Source organism: Butyrivibrio sp. AE3003, from assembly GCF_000686065.1.
Taxonomy (GTDB): Bacteria; Bacillota; Clostridia; order Lachnospirales; family Lachnospiraceae; genus Butyrivibrio; species Butyrivibrio hungatei_A.
This window is the reverse complement of record NZ_JMLX01000001.1, coordinates 1,651,380-1,666,616: the sequence shown is the minus strand read 5'-3', so window position 1 is coordinate 1,666,616 and position 15,237 is coordinate 1,651,380. Positions and strand designations below refer to the sequence as shown.

The window sequence follows — 15,237 nt, the reverse complement described above, 5'->3', positions numbered from 1 at the left end:
AAGTCTGCTTTTTTCCGTGCTTGATGAGTATGGAAAGGAACGAAATGAATTTAAGAGAACGTTGGGAAAAGCAGAATAATTCAGTCAAACTGCTTATGAAGAAACTTAGAAGACACGACACTTTTGTTGTAACTGTGGCGGTTGTTATTGCACTTGTCTTGTGCGGAGGACTTATCTATATGAGTACTCCCGTTGTTGCGGCGAGCGCAAGGGATCAGGTTGTGCAGAAGGAAAACAAGAATAACGAAAAGACTACTGAGAAGCTTGATGAACTTCATAATTACCTGACGGATATTGATAAGATGATCGTTAAGAATCAGAAGGGAATCGATTCTTATTATGAAAAGACCAGGAATGATCGCCTTGAGGGTGATAAAAATACAGATGCGGTCAGTGAGAAGGTTACCGGACTTGGTACGAATCTAAAAGATATTCATACTTCGGTAAACAGCACAGAGACCAGAATTGAGAGCCTTAAAGAGCTTATCGAAAACGGGAACGGCGAGACAAGAGAAAAGGCAGCCAAGGAATTTGATGAGATTGGAAGAGAGCTTGAGAATATAAAAAATGAATATGAAAATGTAAAGAAGCAGAATAAAGAGCTGATGGAAGACCTCGATAATGAGATCAGAACCGAGGTGAAGAATGGCGATGACAAGATATCAACGGATTCACTTACAAGATATGAGGAGCTCCTAAAGAAGCTTACAGAGTTAGATAAGGAACTTGAAAAAAGAAATATGGATTCTGTTTCGGATTTAAAGAGTGAATTTCAAACTTTGAGTGAAAACCTCGGAAAAGAGATAAATGAAAAGATTGATGATTATAATTCTGAGAATAAAGCGATGGGCGAAGCGCTTGACCAAAAGATAGAGAATTATAATTCAAATAACAAGGCAATGGGAGATGCACTCGGTCAAAAGATAGAGAATTACAATTCGGACAATAAGGCTATAGGCGAATCCCTTGGACAAAGAATTGAGAATTATAATTCAGATAACAAGGCAATGGGAGATGCACTCGGTCAAAAGATAGAGAATTACAATTCGGACAATAAGGCTATAGGCGAATCCCTTGGACAAAGAATTGAGAATTATAATTCGGATAATAAGGCGATGGGAGATGCTCTCGGACAGAAGATTGAAAAATATAATTCGGAAAGCAAAGCACGCGGAGATGCGCTTGGCCAAAAGATAGAAAACTACAATTCTGAAAGTAAGGCAAGAGGTGATAAGATTGACCAAAGAATTACCAATATCAATGCCGACATAAACAAAAATATAAGCACAAATATGGATGGTATTAAGGGCTATATCGATGCGAAATCCGCAGGAATAAACAACAAGCTCGACCAGGTTTTTCAGCGTGTGAGTAATGGCAAAAAGCTTTTGGCATCCGCATTACTCACTAAGGGTGTAAAGATAAAAGAGGATGCCACATTTATGGAATTTGTAAGAGCCATAGAGAACATACCTGCACAGGTTGTTATCGATTCCGGTGATACCGCGGCAAGTATCGAGTATGATTATCACTATCATAAAGACGGAAGAGGGCAGACCTGCGGCGATAATTATGTATCAACGGACAGATATGGCGGATGTTACACGACACCTGTATATCACAAACATACCGATGCGTGCTATAGTACAAGTAACGTGTATGTCATCAGTACAAATAAAGATACAAGGCGACGCGGTCATGTAAAAGATTATTCGGACGGAACACCGGTTTTTTCGTATGAGTGTAAGCACTGTGGAATAAGGTTTAACAATACCAACGGCTGGCATGAAGAAACTGTTTATTCACTTGATGAAGCTAAGGATAGGGATGGCGTTGTAGTAAGAGTTAATTCACAGACAATAATGGTATGTAATAAAAATGAGAGCTACGTTGAAGGGTATTCTCCTTCCTGCGGTTTTGCTCATGGACAGGTGGTTTCGGCTCACATTAAGTTCAATGGCAGGTATTCGGGATATAATTCGACAGTGCCTGCAATAAATGCATCGAGGTCACTTAGGACAAGTAACATAGCTACAAGAGCCGTGACAGCGCCCTTTGGGGATTTCAGGCTTAGTAATTCTGAGATGCAATCACGTATTGATGCATTAAAAGACTATGAGGAGTCTTCAGATAACGATGGTAGCGACAGTGAATATTCAGATTCTCCGGAAATTTCCGCACCTGAGAGTATAAAAGAAGATGTACATAGCGAAGATGAGAAAGTTACTCAGAACGCAGGAACTGCCGAAAATGTCTGCGAAAAGCCGGATGATAAAACATGTAACAAAGAAGGAACGGCTGAATCAAATATGGAAACAGGCGTGGCGAGCGAGTTGATAAAAAATCTGAATAATGGTAATGATGTACCGGAAAAGGAAGATGCATCGGCGGATAGTAGCGAAGAAACTGCAGATTATAGTGGAAATGCTGAACAGAGTAGTGGTATCGAAGAAAAAGAGGATTGTGAGACTACGTTACCGGAACGGGGCGCGGGTGAGTAAATAGGAATCAAAGTCAGTGATATAGCGTTTCCTTGACATTTTGATATTGTGTTAATAGAATATACTTTGTTGTAGTAGATGTAGCACAGACTAACATGTGCGGAATGGAGTACAAATGACAAAGATTGATATTATATCAGGATTTTTGGGTGCCGGAAAAACCACCCTTATAAAGAAACTTCTTAAGGAAGCGCTTAACGGAACCAAGGTTGTTCTTATTGAAAATGAGTTTGGTGAGATTGGTATCGACGGCGGCTTTTTGAAGGAGTCCGGAATAGAGATCACAGAGATGAATTCAGGTTGTATCTGTTGCTCGCTTGTAGGAGATTTTGAGACATCTCTTAAGGAAGTTATGACAACATATGCTCCTGAGAGAATTCTCATTGAGCCTTCGGGAGTTGGTAAACTTTCAGATGTAATGAGAGCAATTCAGAATATTGCCGATGCAGATGACAATATGGAACTTAACAGCGCGGTTACTGTTGTTGACGTATCTAAGGCTAAGGTTTATATCAAGAACTTCGGTGAGTTCTTTATTAATCAGATTGAGAATGCCGGAACCATTATTCTTTCAAGAACAGATAAGGCAGATCAGAAGAAGATCGAGGAGGCGGTTAAGCTTATCCGCAGCCACAATGAGAAGGCTACCATTATAACAACTCCTCTTGATGAGATAACAGGAAAAGAGATCCTTGATACATTCGAAGGAAACAGCAATCTTGAGGCAGAGCTCCTTAAGCTTGTAATGGAAGAGGCTGAGGAACATCACCATCACCATCATCATCACGGAAGCCACAAAGAGGTTAACGAAGATGGTTCTGTAGTATACAGAGCACATCATCACGACGATGAAGATGAAGAAGAGCATGGACATTGCTGCCACCATCATCACGACGATGAGGATGAAGAGGAGCATGGACATTGCTGCCACCATCATCACGACGATGAGGATGAAGAGGAGCACGGACATTGCTGCCACCATCATCACGATGAAGATGAAGAAGAACATGGACATTGTTGCCATCATCATCATGACGATGAGGACGAAGAAGAGCACGATCATTGCTGCTGTCATGGTCACGGGCATGATCACGATCATGCGGCTCATGAGGTGTTTACAAGCTGGGGAATGGAAACTCCCGTTAAGTATACGGCTGACGAGATCAAGGATATGCTTGAGAAGCTTGATGAAGACTCTGATTACGGAATTGTTCTTCGTTCTAAGGGCGTTGTTCCCGCAACAGACGGCACATGGATTGAATTTGACTATGTTCCCGGCGAAGCTGATGTAAGAAGCGGCGCTGCCGATGTTACAGGAAAGATCTGCGTAATCGGTTCAGGTCTTAACGAAGATAAACTTGAACAGCTTTTCCGCAAACTTTGATAAGGAGAAAGAAATTGAAACCGGTATATATTATCAATGGATTCCTTGACAGCGGAAAGACTGATTTTTTCCGTTATACAATAGCTCAGCCTTATTTCAGGACCAGAGGTAAGACTCTTCTTTTGGTGTGTGAAGAGGGTGAGAATGATTATGAAGAGAAACTTCTTAAGTCTACAAATACTATTCTTGAGAAGATAGAAGATGAAGAGGAGCTTAATCCCGATAATCTGGTAAAACTTGACGCCAAGTACAATCCGGAACGTATTCTTATCGAGTACAACGGAATGTGGAACTATAAGAATCTGAAGCTTCCCGTTATGTGGAATCTGGAACAGCAGATCACTGTTATAGATGCTTCCAATTTTGAGTTGTATTTCAATAACATGAAGTCTCTTTTGGCAGAACAGCTTCGTGGTTCTGACCTCATTTTGTTCAACAGATGTGACGGAATAAGAGATCTTGCTTCGTTTAAGAGAAATGTAAAAGCAATCAACCGGAAGGCTGATATCATATTTGAAGATATGAACGGCGAGGTTGATGTTACACTTGATGAGGATCTTCCTTTTGACCTTAACGCAGATCCCATAGAGCTCAATAATTTCGGATACGGAATGTTCTATCTGGATGCTCTTGAGCATGTTGAAAGATATGAAGGAAAGAACGTTAAGTTCAAGGCGATGGTACTTATACCGCCTGAGTTCCCTAAGAACAGATTTGTTCCGGGAAGAATGGCTATGACTTGTTGTGCGGAGGATATGCAGTTCCTTGGATTTGCCTGTGAGTATGACAAAGTAGATACTCTTACAGAAAAAGAATGGATTCTTGTGACTGCCAAAGTTACAAAGAAATTTGTTCCCGAGTACAACGGGGAAGGACCGGTTCTTGAGGCGCTTTCCATAGAGAAGACGGATGCTCCCGAGTATCCTGTAATTGATTTCTCTAATCCTCAGCAATAATATATGTAAAAACAGGAGCTTATATGTTTGAATATCTTCCAATACAGTGGTTATTTCTGTTTTATTTCTACAGCTTTTTTGGTTGGTGTTTCGAATCTGCATATGTTTCAATTTTAGAGAAAAAGTTGGTAAACAGGGGCTTTATGAGAGGCCCCTTTTTGCCGTTATACGGATGTGGCGGAGTAATGATGCTTGTTGTATCAAAGCCTTTCTACAACAATATACTTATGGTATATATTGCCGGCTGCATTGGAGCAACTCTGCTTGAATATATCACCGGAGTTACCATGGAGGCGTTGTTTAAGGTAAGATACTGGGATTATTCTCATAAGCCTTTTAATTTCAAGGGGCATATCTGTCTTGAATCAACACTCTTTTGGGGAGTTCTGACGGTAGTGTTTTCGCACTTTTTCCAGATTCCCATAGAGCATCTGGTACGTGCGATTCCTTATCACGTGCTCTCTATAGTTACTCTTATTGTTACTTTCCTTCTTGGCGGAGATTTCATGATAGCATTTAAGACTGCTCTCGATCTTAGAGATGTTCTTATCTATATGGAGAAAGCCAAGGATGAGATGAGAAAGATGCAGAAGAGGCTTGATGCACTTATTACATCCAAGAGTGAGAATGTGAGAGGCGGAATCGAAACGAGAGTTGATGCGCTTAGTGCAACGCTCGACAGCTCTTTTAAGAAGATAAGGGAAAAGATAAACGTGAATCCTTCAGGCTATGTGAATGATGTTAAGGATGAGATATCCGAGCTTTATGCAAAGTACAGAATCCTTATGTCCAAGCTTACTCCCGAGCCTATAAAGGGATTCTTTGAATGGTACAGGGAAAAGACTATTCAGGGAAATCCGGGTATGGTATCAGAGAAGTTTAAGCTTAGCTTGGAAGAAATAAAAGAAAAGGTTTCAAACATTCGTAAGAAATAAAAACAGAACAAAAATCAAAGAAATAAAAAACCTCATGTCGGTGAGAAGACATGAGGTTTTGTTATATACACATTTTTAAAATAATTAAGCCATTTTGTTTACAGCCTGAGCAAGACGAGAAACTTTTCTTGAAGCTGTGTTCTTCTTGAAAACACCCTTTGACTCAGCCTTGTCGATTGCAGATGTAGCAGCGAGAAGAGCCTTAGCAGCCTCATCCTTGTTACCTGCATCGATAGCAGTTCTAACTTTCTTGATCTCAGTCTTAACTGCTGACTTGATCATCTGATTTCTTTCTGCTTTTTTCTTATTAACTAAAACTCTTTTCTTGGCGGATTTAATATTTGCCATAGTTACCTCCGAAAAATAATATGATTATTATTTGTAAGTTCGTGTGCGCATTAAGCCGGACACGGACAGTTAATGCTACATACGGTAAATATATTAGATGAATTTCAAGAAACTGTCAATAGATTTTTGCCTTTTGTCATGGTATCATATGATGATGTAATGAAAGATGAATAGGAATAGAGGTAGCTTTGTGGATCAGAGTAAAATTAGAAATTTTTGTATAGTTGCACATATCGATCACGGTAAATCGACTCTTGCAGACAGAATGATCGAGAAGACGGGTGTTCTTACCAGCAGAGAGATGCAGAACCAGGTCCTCGACAATATGGATATTGAGAGGGAGAGAGGAATTACCATCAAGTCTCAGGCCGTAAGAATGATATATAAGGCCAAGGACGGAGAAGAATATACATTTAATATGATAGATACTCCCGGACACGTAGATTTTGGATATGAGGTTTCACGAAGTCTTGCGGCATGTGACGGAGCAATTCTTGTTGTCGATGCTACGCAGGGTGTAGAGGCTCAGACACTTGCAAATGTGTATATGGCGCTCGACCATGATCTGGATGTTTTTCCTGTTATCAATAAAATAGACCTTCCCAGTGCACAGCCACAGGAAGTTAAGGATGAGATAGAAGATGTTATAGGCATTGAGGCTCAGGACGCTCCGCTTATTTCGGCAAAAAACGGAATAGGAATCGAGGAAGTTCTTGAGGCGGTCGTACAGAAAATCCCCGCTCCTAACGGAGATGCAGGAAAGCCGCTTACAGCGCTTATTTTTGACAGCATATATGACTCATACAGAGGAGTTATCGTATTTGTAAGAGTAAGAGACGGTGTTCTTAAGAAGGGCATGAAGGTACGTTTCATGGCTACCGGCGCAGAATCCGAAGTAGTTGAAGTTGGATATTTCGGACCCGGAAGATTTATTCCGAACGATGAGCTCACAGCCGGAGATGTCGGATACTTCACGGCTTCTATCAAGAATATTCAGGATACCAGAGTCGGTGATACGGTAACTGATTCTGCAAGCCCTTGCGCAGAGGCGCTTCCCGGATATAAGAAAGTTATGCCGATGGTTTACTGCGGACTTTACCCTGCAGATTCGGCGCATTATTCAGATCTTAGAGATGCACTTGAAAAGCTTCAGCTTAATGATGCTTCTTTATTCTATGAACCGGAGACTTCACAGGCTCTCGGATTTGGATTCAGAGCGGGATTCTTGGGACTCCTCCATCTTGAAGTTATTCAGGAGAGACTTGAGAGAGAGTATGACCTTAACCTCGTTACTACAGCGCCCGGCGTTGTGTATAAGGTGCATAAGAATGACGGAACAGTATTTGATCTTACCAATCCTTCCAATTTGCCCGATCCTACAGAGATAGAGTACATGGAAGAACCTATGGTAAACGGCGAGATCATGGTAACTACCGATTATGTCGGAGCTATAATGCAGCTTTGTCAGGAGAGACGAGGCAAATATATAAGTACGGATTACATTGAGCAGACAAGAGCGATTCTTAAGTACGAACTTCCGCTCAATGAGATTATTTACGATTTCTTTGATGCGCTTAAGTCAAGATCAAGGGGCTATGCTTCATTTGATTATGAGCTCAAGGGCTATGAGAGATCGGATCTTGTTAAGCTTGATATTCTCATCAACAGAGAAGAAGTCGATGCGCTTTCATTTATCGTTCATAAGGACGGTGCGTATGAGCGTGGACGCAAGATGTGTGAGAAGCTCAAGGAAGAGATACCGAGGCACCTTTTCGAAGTGCCTATCCAGGCTGCTGTTGGCGGCAAGATAATAGCAAGAGAGACAGTAAAGGCTTATAGAAAAGATGTCCTTGCCAAGTGCTACGGTGGTGATATTACCCGTAAGAAGAAGCTTCTTGAGAAACAGAAAGAGGGTAAAAAGAAGATGCGCCAGATCGGTAACGTAGAAGTTCCGCAGGCAGCATTCTTAAGCGTTCTTAAGCTTGACAGTACAGACTGATGTGATGCAAAAAATCAGGTTTTATTGTTTGAAAGTTTTATGAGGCATTACTAAATGAATAACGAACTATCTTTATACGTGCACATACCTTTTTGCGTCAGGAAGTGTCTTTACTGCGACTTCTTGTCGTTTGGTGATAAAGAAAGCCTTATGGATGAGTACTTTAAGGCACTTTCAAAAGAACTTAAGGAAAGTGCGGGCGATTATAGAGACAGAGAGGTAAAAACGGTGTTCTTCGGAGGAGGAACACCTTCTTTGCCTAATGCGGTTTATATTTGTAATATTTTAGCCGATATAAAAGAGAATTATATTTTATCCAAAGATGCGGAAATAAGTCTTGAACTTAATCCCGGAACAGCTTCTTTTGACAAGATGAGAAGCTACAGGGATGCGGGATTTAACAGATTAAGTATAGGCATACAGTCTTTTAACGATGAAGAACTTAAAAGACTCGGAAGAATACATGATTCAAAGACTGCGGTTAGAACCTACGAAGATGCGGTGAGAGCGGGCTTTGACAACATAAATATCGACATAATGAGTGCGCTTCCGGGGCAGAGCGTGGAATCTTACATTGATACTCTTAATAAAGCGGTAAAGTTGGGCCCTGAGCATATTTCGGCGTACAGCCTTATTATTGAGGAGGGAACACCGTTTTTTGACATGGACCTTGACCTTCCGGGAGAAGATGCAGACAGGGATATGTATCACAAGACCGCCAAAATCCTTAATGAGTACGGATATCACAGATACGAAATATCAAATTATGCCAAAGACGGATTTGATTGCAGGCATAATAAGGTTTATTGGAAAAGGGGAAACTACCTTGGATTGGGACTTGGTGCTGCCTCTCTTGTAGACAATGTGCGTTTTAGTAACACCCGTGACATGGCAGAGTACATAAGCTTATCTAAAGACGGGATAAAAAGAGAAAGAGAAGAACTTTCCGTAAGGGCACAGACGGAAGAGTTTATGTTCCTTGGGCTTCGGCTTACGGAAGGCATAAGAACGGATGATTTTAATAGAGAATTCGGAAAGACAGTATTTGATGTCTATGACGAAGTTATCGATAAATATCTTATGATGTCGCTTCTTGAGCTTCGTGATAAGGATATGAATATCACCTGTGATAAAAAGAAGGCGGCATATCTTAGATTGTCCGAGCGGGGATTTGACGTTTGCAATACGGTAATGGCGGACTTTTTACTTTGATGATATATTTATTCTGAATGTATAACTTGGGAGAATAAAAAATGAATTACAATTTCTTTGCACTTATTTCAAGAATGAAATATATAGACAGATGGGCACTTATGAGAAATACAAGGCAGGAAAATCTTTGTGAGCATTCAATGGAGGTTGCAATGATAGCTCATGCTCTCTGTGTTATAGGAAATACAAGGTACGGAAGGCATCTCGATGCCAATAAGGCGGCTCTTGTCGGACTTTATCACGACGCTTCCGAGATCATTACAGGAGATCTGCCGACTCCCGTAAAATATTACAATAAGGAATTAAAAACAGCATATAAGCAGGTTGAGGCGATTGCAGATGATAAGCTGCTTGAAAAGCTTCCCGACGATCTTAAGCCTTCTTTTGAACAGGTGTTTAAGGCGGATGACAGCGAAGATGAGCGCTATATGAGACGTCTTGTAAAAGCTGCAGACAAATTATCCGCACTTATCAAGTGTATGGCAGAAACAAGTGCCGGCAACAATGAGTTCAGAACCGCGAAGGAGAGCACTGAAAAATCCGTGAGAAGCCTGTATATGGAGCTTCCCGAGGTTCTTGATTTTGTAAATGAGTTCCTTTCATCTTACGGAAATACTTTGGATGAGTTAACTTAAGACTTTATTTATTGATTTTTCCGCATGATAGCGCGATAATTAGTGTATAAATTGGGGTGTTATGCTTTGTATATAGGGAGGAAATATTTACCATGCTTTTTATTAAGTGTGATGAACTGAGACCGGGGATGAGACTAGCAAGACCGATATACAGTAGGAAAGGCGCACTTTTATATGACAGGGCCCATGTCCTTAAGGATGAGCAAAGTATTGATAATATCAGGAACTTTGGGCTTATTGGCGTATTTATTCTTGAACCCGCAGAGCCTGTTCCGCCTATGACTCAGGACGATATTGAGTTTGAGCGTTTTCAGACCGTTATGTATCACGATATCATGGAGGAACTTGCTCATATTGTTAAGGTGCACAAACAGGAGAAGTTTCCTAATATTTGTGCCCAGATTATAAAGAATTACGGTAATCTAAAAAAGAAGATTACTTTCCAGCAGGGACTTAGGAGTACCGAGGATTATATATACAAACACAGCCTGAATGTGGGAATCATTTCGGCGATGATCGCACATTCGTTAAATGCTTCGCTTTCCGATCAGAACGAAGCGGTAATGGCCGGTGTTATACATGATATCGGAAAACTTACTCTTTCTGCGGAACTTCAGTCCAAACTTAAGTGTACACCTGAAGAGATAAATACGATAGATGCCCATGAGATGGCGGGCTATCCTATCATTGACGATGCATTTTCTTCTTTGCCGAATGTAAAGAGAGCATGTAATCAGGCAAGAAAAGTACTTCTTGACTACAGAAAAGGAAATGATGTGGACATTTCCAAGACTCTTTTATCTGCAAGGATTCTTATAGTTGCGGGAATATTTGATAAGGAAACGGCTGCGAGAGTAGATGATGCGCCTATTTCCGAAGTTCTTGTTATCAGAAGGATGATGCAGAGAAGTGATGTTTTTGACCCGAGAGTGGTTCAGGCACTTGTTGATTCCATAAACATTCTTGTTCCGGGAGTCAGCGTTGAGCTTAACACCGGTGAAAAAGCTCTGGTTATCAAGACTAACGATCTTGATTTCCTGCGTCCGACTGTTTTGAGTTTTAAGGATAACAGCATTATCGACCTTTCGAATAGAAGGGCATACGGTGATATTGAGATTATAGATATTATGAAGACTATGGATAACAGATATATGATGGATCTGTCCAAAGTCAAAGGCCTAGGTATTGTCGTGGAAGAGCCTGAGTATGTGTGAAAGTGCGGATTATGCTGTGGTGTATAGCTGTACTTGCGACACATACAAATAGAATTTATCAGAACAGGGATGGAAGTATATGTCTAAAATTGAAGAAATCCTGAAGGAAGCAAAGTTAAAAGGCGCTTCGGACGTTCATATTACTGTCGGTGTGCCGCCTAAGATGAGACTTAACGGCAAACTTATAGCCATGGAAAGCTATGGCAAGATGATGCCGAGCGACACTCAGGAAATCGCACATGAAGTTACAAATGATAAACAGAAGCAGATGCTCGAGGAGAACGGTCAACACGACTTGTCCTTCGCTATCATGGGAGTTGGCAGATTCAGACTTAATATCTTTAAGCAAAGAGGCTCCATAGCGATGGCTTTCAGAGTTGTTGCAACAGAGATTCCCACAGCGGAGAGCCTTGGCATACCTGAGACCGTTATTGATCTTTATAAGAAAAAAAGAGGTCTTGTGCTTGTTACGGGACCTACGGGAAGCGGTAAGTCTACAACACTTGCTTCCATTATCGACATGATAAATAACAACAGGGAAGCGCATGTAATTACACTTGAGGATCCCATAGAGTTTACTTATCAGCACAGATTATCGATAGTCAATCAGAGAGAAATAGGAACCGATTCGAATTCATATGCCAATGCTTTGAGAGCGGCACTTCGAGAAGATCCCGATGTTATCCTTGTCGGAGAGATGAGAGATCTTGAGACCATAAGTACAGCTATTACGGCAGCGGAGACGGGACATCTCGTTCTTTCTACCGTTCATACGATCGGATCGTCTAATACGGTGGACAGACTAATAGATGTATTTCCTTCTCATCAGCAGCAACAGGTGAGAATACAGCTTGCGAGCGTGCTTGAAGCAGTTATTTCACAGCAGCTTCTTCCTGCGGCTGACGGATCATCAAGACTTGCGGCATTTGAAGTTCTTCATGTAAACAGCGCTGTGAGAAACCTTATTCGTGAGGGCAAGAATCATCAGCTCATTACATACATGCAGACATACAGGAAACAGGGAATGATAACCATGGATGAGGCTATCATTGAGCTGTACAGGCAGCAGAAGATCACAAGAGAAGCTGCCCTTCAGTTTGCTCAGGATCCTGAGACAATGCAGAACAAAATGCTCAGATAATAATTGTCGGGGCAAAAAGTTAAGATAAAATCAACTACATAAAATCTTAAGGAAATACTAAGAAAACCTTAAAGACTTTATAGAACGGCCTGCTGTATAATCAGCAGGTCGTTGTGCGTATAATTTCCTATTTTTGTTTATGCTCATATCGGAAAAGAGGAAAAATGTACAGTTCTATTACATCCGGTGGCGTCAGAGGAATTATTTCTTATCTGATGCAGATCGAAGTGGATGTATCTTCCGGGCTTCCCGGATTCAACATGGTGGGATTCATGAGCGGCGATGTCAGAGAGGCAGGTGACAGAGTAAAAGTTGCCTTAAGGAACGCCGGTATAAAGATTCCCGCATCAAAGATAACCGTCAATCTGTCCCCTGCAGATATCAAGAAAGAAGGCGTTGTGGTAGATCTTCCGCTTGCCGTCGGAATATTGGAGGCAATAGGAGAGGTCAGCCCGGGATGTGCTGATGATACGGTCGTGCTCGGCGAAGTCGGACTTGACGGAGATATTAAAGAAGTAAAAGGGGTTCTCCCCATAGTTACAAAGGCAAAAGAAGCAGGATACAAGACAGTTATCCTTCCTATCAAAAATGCCAGAGAAGGTGCTGTGGTAAGCGGGATGAAGATTGTCGGAGTATCATCGCTTCAAGAAGTAATCATGTATCTTTCGACGCCCGAAAGAGAAAGGGATGGGCTTATAGAGCCAACAAGGGTTAACCTTGATAAGATTTTTTCCGAAGATGAAGAAAGTAGTGAAGGCATGGATTTTGCAGATATCAACGGGCAATCAGCCGTTAAGAGAGCGGCGATGGTAGCGGCGGCTGGCTTTCATCATATTTTGATCGTAGGACCTCCGGGTTCGGGAAAGAGTATGGTTGCAAAGCGCATTCCTACGATACTTCCGCGTCTTTCTCTTGAAGAAAGTATTGAAGTTTCAACAATCTATTCGGTTGCCGGAATGATGGGCGAGAACAAGGCACTTATAACAAAGAGGCCGTTTGTTAGTCCGCATCACCTTATAACCGAAGCATCGCTTGTCGGAGGCGGTACGATTCCAAGACCCGGTGCTATTTCTTTGGCACACAGAGGCATTCTCTTTCTGGATGAAATGCCTGAATTCCCCAGAACAAAACTTGATATGCTAAGGCAACCGATTGAGGACAGAAAGGTTCATATCGTGCGAAACAGAGGAACTTTCATGTACCCTGCGGACTTTCAACTTATAGGGGCGCTTAATCCTTGTCCGTGCGGGTATTATCCCGACAGGAATAAATGCAAGTGCACATCAAATGAGATTCGAAGGTACCTTGGCAGAATATCGGGGCCGATATTGGACAGGATCGATATCTGCATAGAAGCACCCAAAGTCGATATTAGGGAGCTTTCGGGGAAGAGCGATACCTGTAATGAATCAAGTAAGACCATGAGAGAAAGAGTTCTTTTGGCAAGGAAGAAACAGGAAGAGAGGTTTAGGGGAACGAGCCTCAAGTTCAATTCCGAGATGACGCCTGCGGATATAAGAAAATATTGCAAGCTTGGTATGAGGGAGAGAGCTTTTTTGGAAAAGACTTTTTGTTCCATGGATCTGAGCGCCAGAGCCTATCATAAGGTTCTCAGGCTTGCGCGGACAATAGCCGATCTGGAAGGCGAGGAGATGATAAAAGAGATACATCTGATGGAGGCTGTCAGCTACAGGATGACAGACGGAAAATATTGGAGACAGGAGGAAGGCTGATGCAGACAGCAAAAGCACAAGTATCAGAAAATAAATCAGAGAATATAACGGAAAATGACTATGCTCACTGGCTTTTTTCAACTCCGGGCATAGGAAATGTCTCTGCTGACAGACTCTTATGCGGAGGACGGACATGCAGGGAAATATATGAGATGGGAGAGGCGGAGCTTAAGAAACTTTTAAGACCGAAGCAGGTTTCGGCGGTCTTGGATACAAGATACACTTGGGATTTTACTAAGGAGAAAAAGAAACTTGCAGAGAGTGACATAAAGTTTATATCAAGGATAGATCCGCGGTTTCCCGAGAAGCTAAAGAATATCCCGAATCCCCCTTTTGCTATCTATGTAAAAGGGGAACTTCCGGGAGACGACAGTCCGTCGGTTGCAATAATAGGAGCGAGGCTTTGCTCAGAGTACGGCAGGTACATGGCAAGGCAGCTCGGTAGAGGATTGGCGCTTGCGGGAGTTAAGGTTATAAGCGGAATGGCAAAGGGCGTTGACGGCGTAAGTCAGAAAGCGGCATTGTGCGCCGGAGGAAAATCCTATGCTGTTGTAGGGTGCGGCGCGGATATATGCTATCCCGATGAAAACATGGAAATTTACGAGGAACTTTCACTAAACGGAGGAATTATTTCGGAGTATGCGCCGGGAACTATGCCCAAAGCATCTTTTTTCCCTATGAGGAATAGGATAATAAGCGCATTGTCCGACATTGTTGTGGTTGTGGAAGCAAGACTTCATTCGGGAACGCAGATAACTGTAGATACTGCGCTTGAGCAGGGAAGAGAGGTTCTTGCGGTACCGGGAAGAGTCACGGACAGGCTAAGTGACGGATGTAACCGCCTTATATGTCAGGGGGCGGGAGTTGTGCTTGATGTTGATGACGTGATAGAAAGACTTGCGTCATGGAATTACAGAAAAGATTCTTTGGCGGATCCGCACAGCTTTGATGAAGACCGGAGCGGAGCCTGTGCATCGCATATAGAAAAAGCGATTCTTGATCTGCTTGACGCTGTGCCTGTTTCTTTTTCCTACATAGCTGACAAGCTTAGCATGGTTGGCATAGATATCGCGGTTCCGGACCTTCTTAAGGAGTTGTTTGATATGTGCGGAAAGGGGCTTATCACTCAGACGGGTTCATATTACATGAAGAAATTTGGCTAATTATTGTATATCGTAT

General features: G+C 42.0%; 12 protein-coding genes. 11 read left to right on the top strand and 1 reads right to left on the bottom strand.

Going from position 1 to position 15,237, the window contains the following annotated elements; translation table 11 throughout:
- Window positions 1-29 precede the first annotated feature (29 nt).
- The 4 genes from CD00_RS0107985 (at window position 30) to CD00_RS0107970 (ending at window position 5,776) form a co-directional block, all read left to right on the top strand.
- The gene (locus tag CD00_RS0107985) at window positions 30-2,501 is read left to right on the top strand and encodes a hypothetical protein (RefSeq protein WP_207640464.1); all 2,472 of its coding nucleotides are present in this window, start codon (window positions 30-32) and stop codon (window positions 2,499-2,501) included.
- A gap of 115 nt (window positions 2,502-2,616) precedes the next feature.
- Window positions 2,617-3,885 (top strand): CobW family GTP-binding protein, encoded by a 1,269-nt coding sequence (locus tag CD00_RS0107980; protein ID WP_026655493.1) that lies wholly within the window; start codon window positions 2,617-2,619, stop codon window positions 3,883-3,885.
- Between the two features lie 14 nt (window positions 3,886-3,899).
- Window positions 3,900-4,841 carry a TIGR03943 family putative permease subunit gene (locus tag CD00_RS0107975; protein WP_026655492.1) on the top strand — a complete coding sequence of 314 codons (942 nt, stop codon included), beginning with the start codon at window positions 3,900-3,902 and terminating at the stop codon, window positions 4,839-4,841.
- Window positions 4,842-4,864: 23 nt separating this feature from the next.
- Complete coding sequence (locus CD00_RS0107970; RefSeq protein ID WP_026655490.1) at window positions 4,865-5,776, top strand: putative ABC transporter permease; 912 nt, start codon at window positions 4,865-4,867, stop codon at window positions 5,774-5,776.
- An 84-nt stretch (window positions 5,777-5,860) separates the two neighbouring features.
- Here CD00_RS0107970 and rpsT read toward each other — a convergent pair whose 3' ends face one another.
- Complete coding sequence (rpsT, locus tag CD00_RS0107965; RefSeq protein ID WP_026655489.1) at window positions 5,861-6,124, bottom strand: 30S ribosomal protein S20; 264 nt, start codon at window positions 6,122-6,124, stop codon at window positions 5,861-5,863.
- A 166-nt stretch (window positions 6,125-6,290) separates the two neighbouring features.
- On the opposite strand from rpsT, the gene lepA reads away from it, so the two are divergent.
- The 7 genes from lepA (at window position 6,291) to dprA (ending at window position 15,221) form a co-directional block, all read left to right on the top strand.
- Window positions 6,291-8,123, top strand: coding sequence for a translation elongation factor 4 (gene lepA / locus CD00_RS0107960; RefSeq protein ID WP_026655488.1), 1,833 nt, complete (start codon window positions 6,291-6,293; stop codon window positions 8,121-8,123).
- A 54-nt stretch (window positions 8,124-8,177) separates the two neighbouring features.
- Complete coding sequence (gene hemW / locus CD00_RS0107955) at window positions 8,178-9,335, top strand: radical SAM family heme chaperone HemW (protein WP_026655487.1); 1,158 nt, start codon at window positions 8,178-8,180, stop codon at window positions 9,333-9,335.
- 41 nt (window positions 9,336-9,376) lie between these two features.
- The gene (gene yfbR / locus CD00_RS0107950) at window positions 9,377-9,970 is read left to right on the top strand and encodes a 5'-deoxynucleotidase (protein ID WP_026655486.1); all 594 of its coding nucleotides are present in this window, start codon (window positions 9,377-9,379) and stop codon (window positions 9,968-9,970) included.
- A 92-nt stretch (window positions 9,971-10,062) separates the two neighbouring features.
- On the top strand, window positions 10,063-11,184 hold the full coding sequence (locus tag CD00_RS0107945) for an HD-GYP domain-containing protein (protein ID WP_026655485.1): 1,122 nt from the start codon (window positions 10,063-10,065) through the stop codon (window positions 11,182-11,184).
- Between the two features lie 79 nt (window positions 11,185-11,263).
- Window positions 11,264-12,325, top strand: a complete 1,062-nt coding sequence (locus tag CD00_RS0107940) for a type IV pilus twitching motility protein PilT (protein WP_026655483.1) — start codon at window positions 11,264-11,266, stop codon at window positions 12,323-12,325.
- A gap of 164 nt (window positions 12,326-12,489) precedes the next feature.
- Window positions 12,490-14,058 carry a YifB family Mg chelatase-like AAA ATPase gene (locus CD00_RS0107935; RefSeq protein ID WP_026655482.1) on the top strand — a complete coding sequence of 523 codons (1,569 nt, stop codon included), beginning with the start codon at window positions 12,490-12,492 and terminating at the stop codon, window positions 14,056-14,058.
- Entirely contained in the window at window positions 14,058-15,221 is a 1,164-nt protein-coding gene (gene dprA, locus CD00_RS0107930; protein WP_051594127.1) for a DNA-processing protein DprA, read from the top strand. The genes CD00_RS0107935 and dprA overlap by 1 nt, the downstream gene beginning before the upstream one ends.
- Window positions 15,222-15,237: the final 16 nt, after the last annotated feature.

Excerpts from the sequence above, each read along its gene's own strand:
- CD00_RS0107985 (WP_207640464.1), top strand. The coding sequence starts at position 30 with ATGGAAAGGAACGAAATGAATTTAAGAGAACGTTGGGAAAAGCAGAAT.
- CD00_RS0107980 (WP_026655493.1), top strand. The coding sequence starts at position 2,617 with ATGACAAAGATTGATATTATATCAGGATTTTTGGGTGCCGGAAAAACC.
- CD00_RS0107970 (WP_026655490.1), top strand. The coding sequence starts at position 4,865 with ATGTTTGAATATCTTCCAATACAGTGGTTATTTCTGTTTTATTTCTAC.
- rpsT (WP_026655489.1), bottom strand. The coding sequence starts at position 6,124 with ATGGCAAATATTAAATCCGCCAAGAAAAGAGTTTTAGTTAATAAGAAA.
- lepA (WP_026655488.1), top strand. The coding sequence starts at position 6,291 with ATGAATAGGAATAGAGGTAGCTTTGTGGATCAGAGTAAAATTAGAAAT.
- hemW (WP_026655487.1), top strand. The coding sequence starts at position 8,178 with ATGAATAACGAACTATCTTTATACGTGCACATACCTTTTTGCGTCAGG.
- yfbR (WP_026655486.1), top strand. The coding sequence starts at position 9,377 with ATGAATTACAATTTCTTTGCACTTATTTCAAGAATGAAATATATAGAC.
- CD00_RS0107945 (WP_026655485.1), top strand. The coding sequence starts at position 10,063 with ATGCTTTTTATTAAGTGTGATGAACTGAGACCGGGGATGAGACTAGCA.
- CD00_RS0107940 (WP_026655483.1), top strand. The coding sequence starts at position 11,264 with ATGTCTAAAATTGAAGAAATCCTGAAGGAAGCAAAGTTAAAAGGCGCT.
- CD00_RS0107935 (WP_026655482.1), top strand. The coding sequence starts at position 12,490 with ATGTACAGTTCTATTACATCCGGTGGCGTCAGAGGAATTATTTCTTAT.
- dprA (WP_051594127.1), top strand. The coding sequence starts at position 14,058 with ATGCAGACAGCAAAAGCACAAGTATCAGAAAATAAATCAGAGAATATA.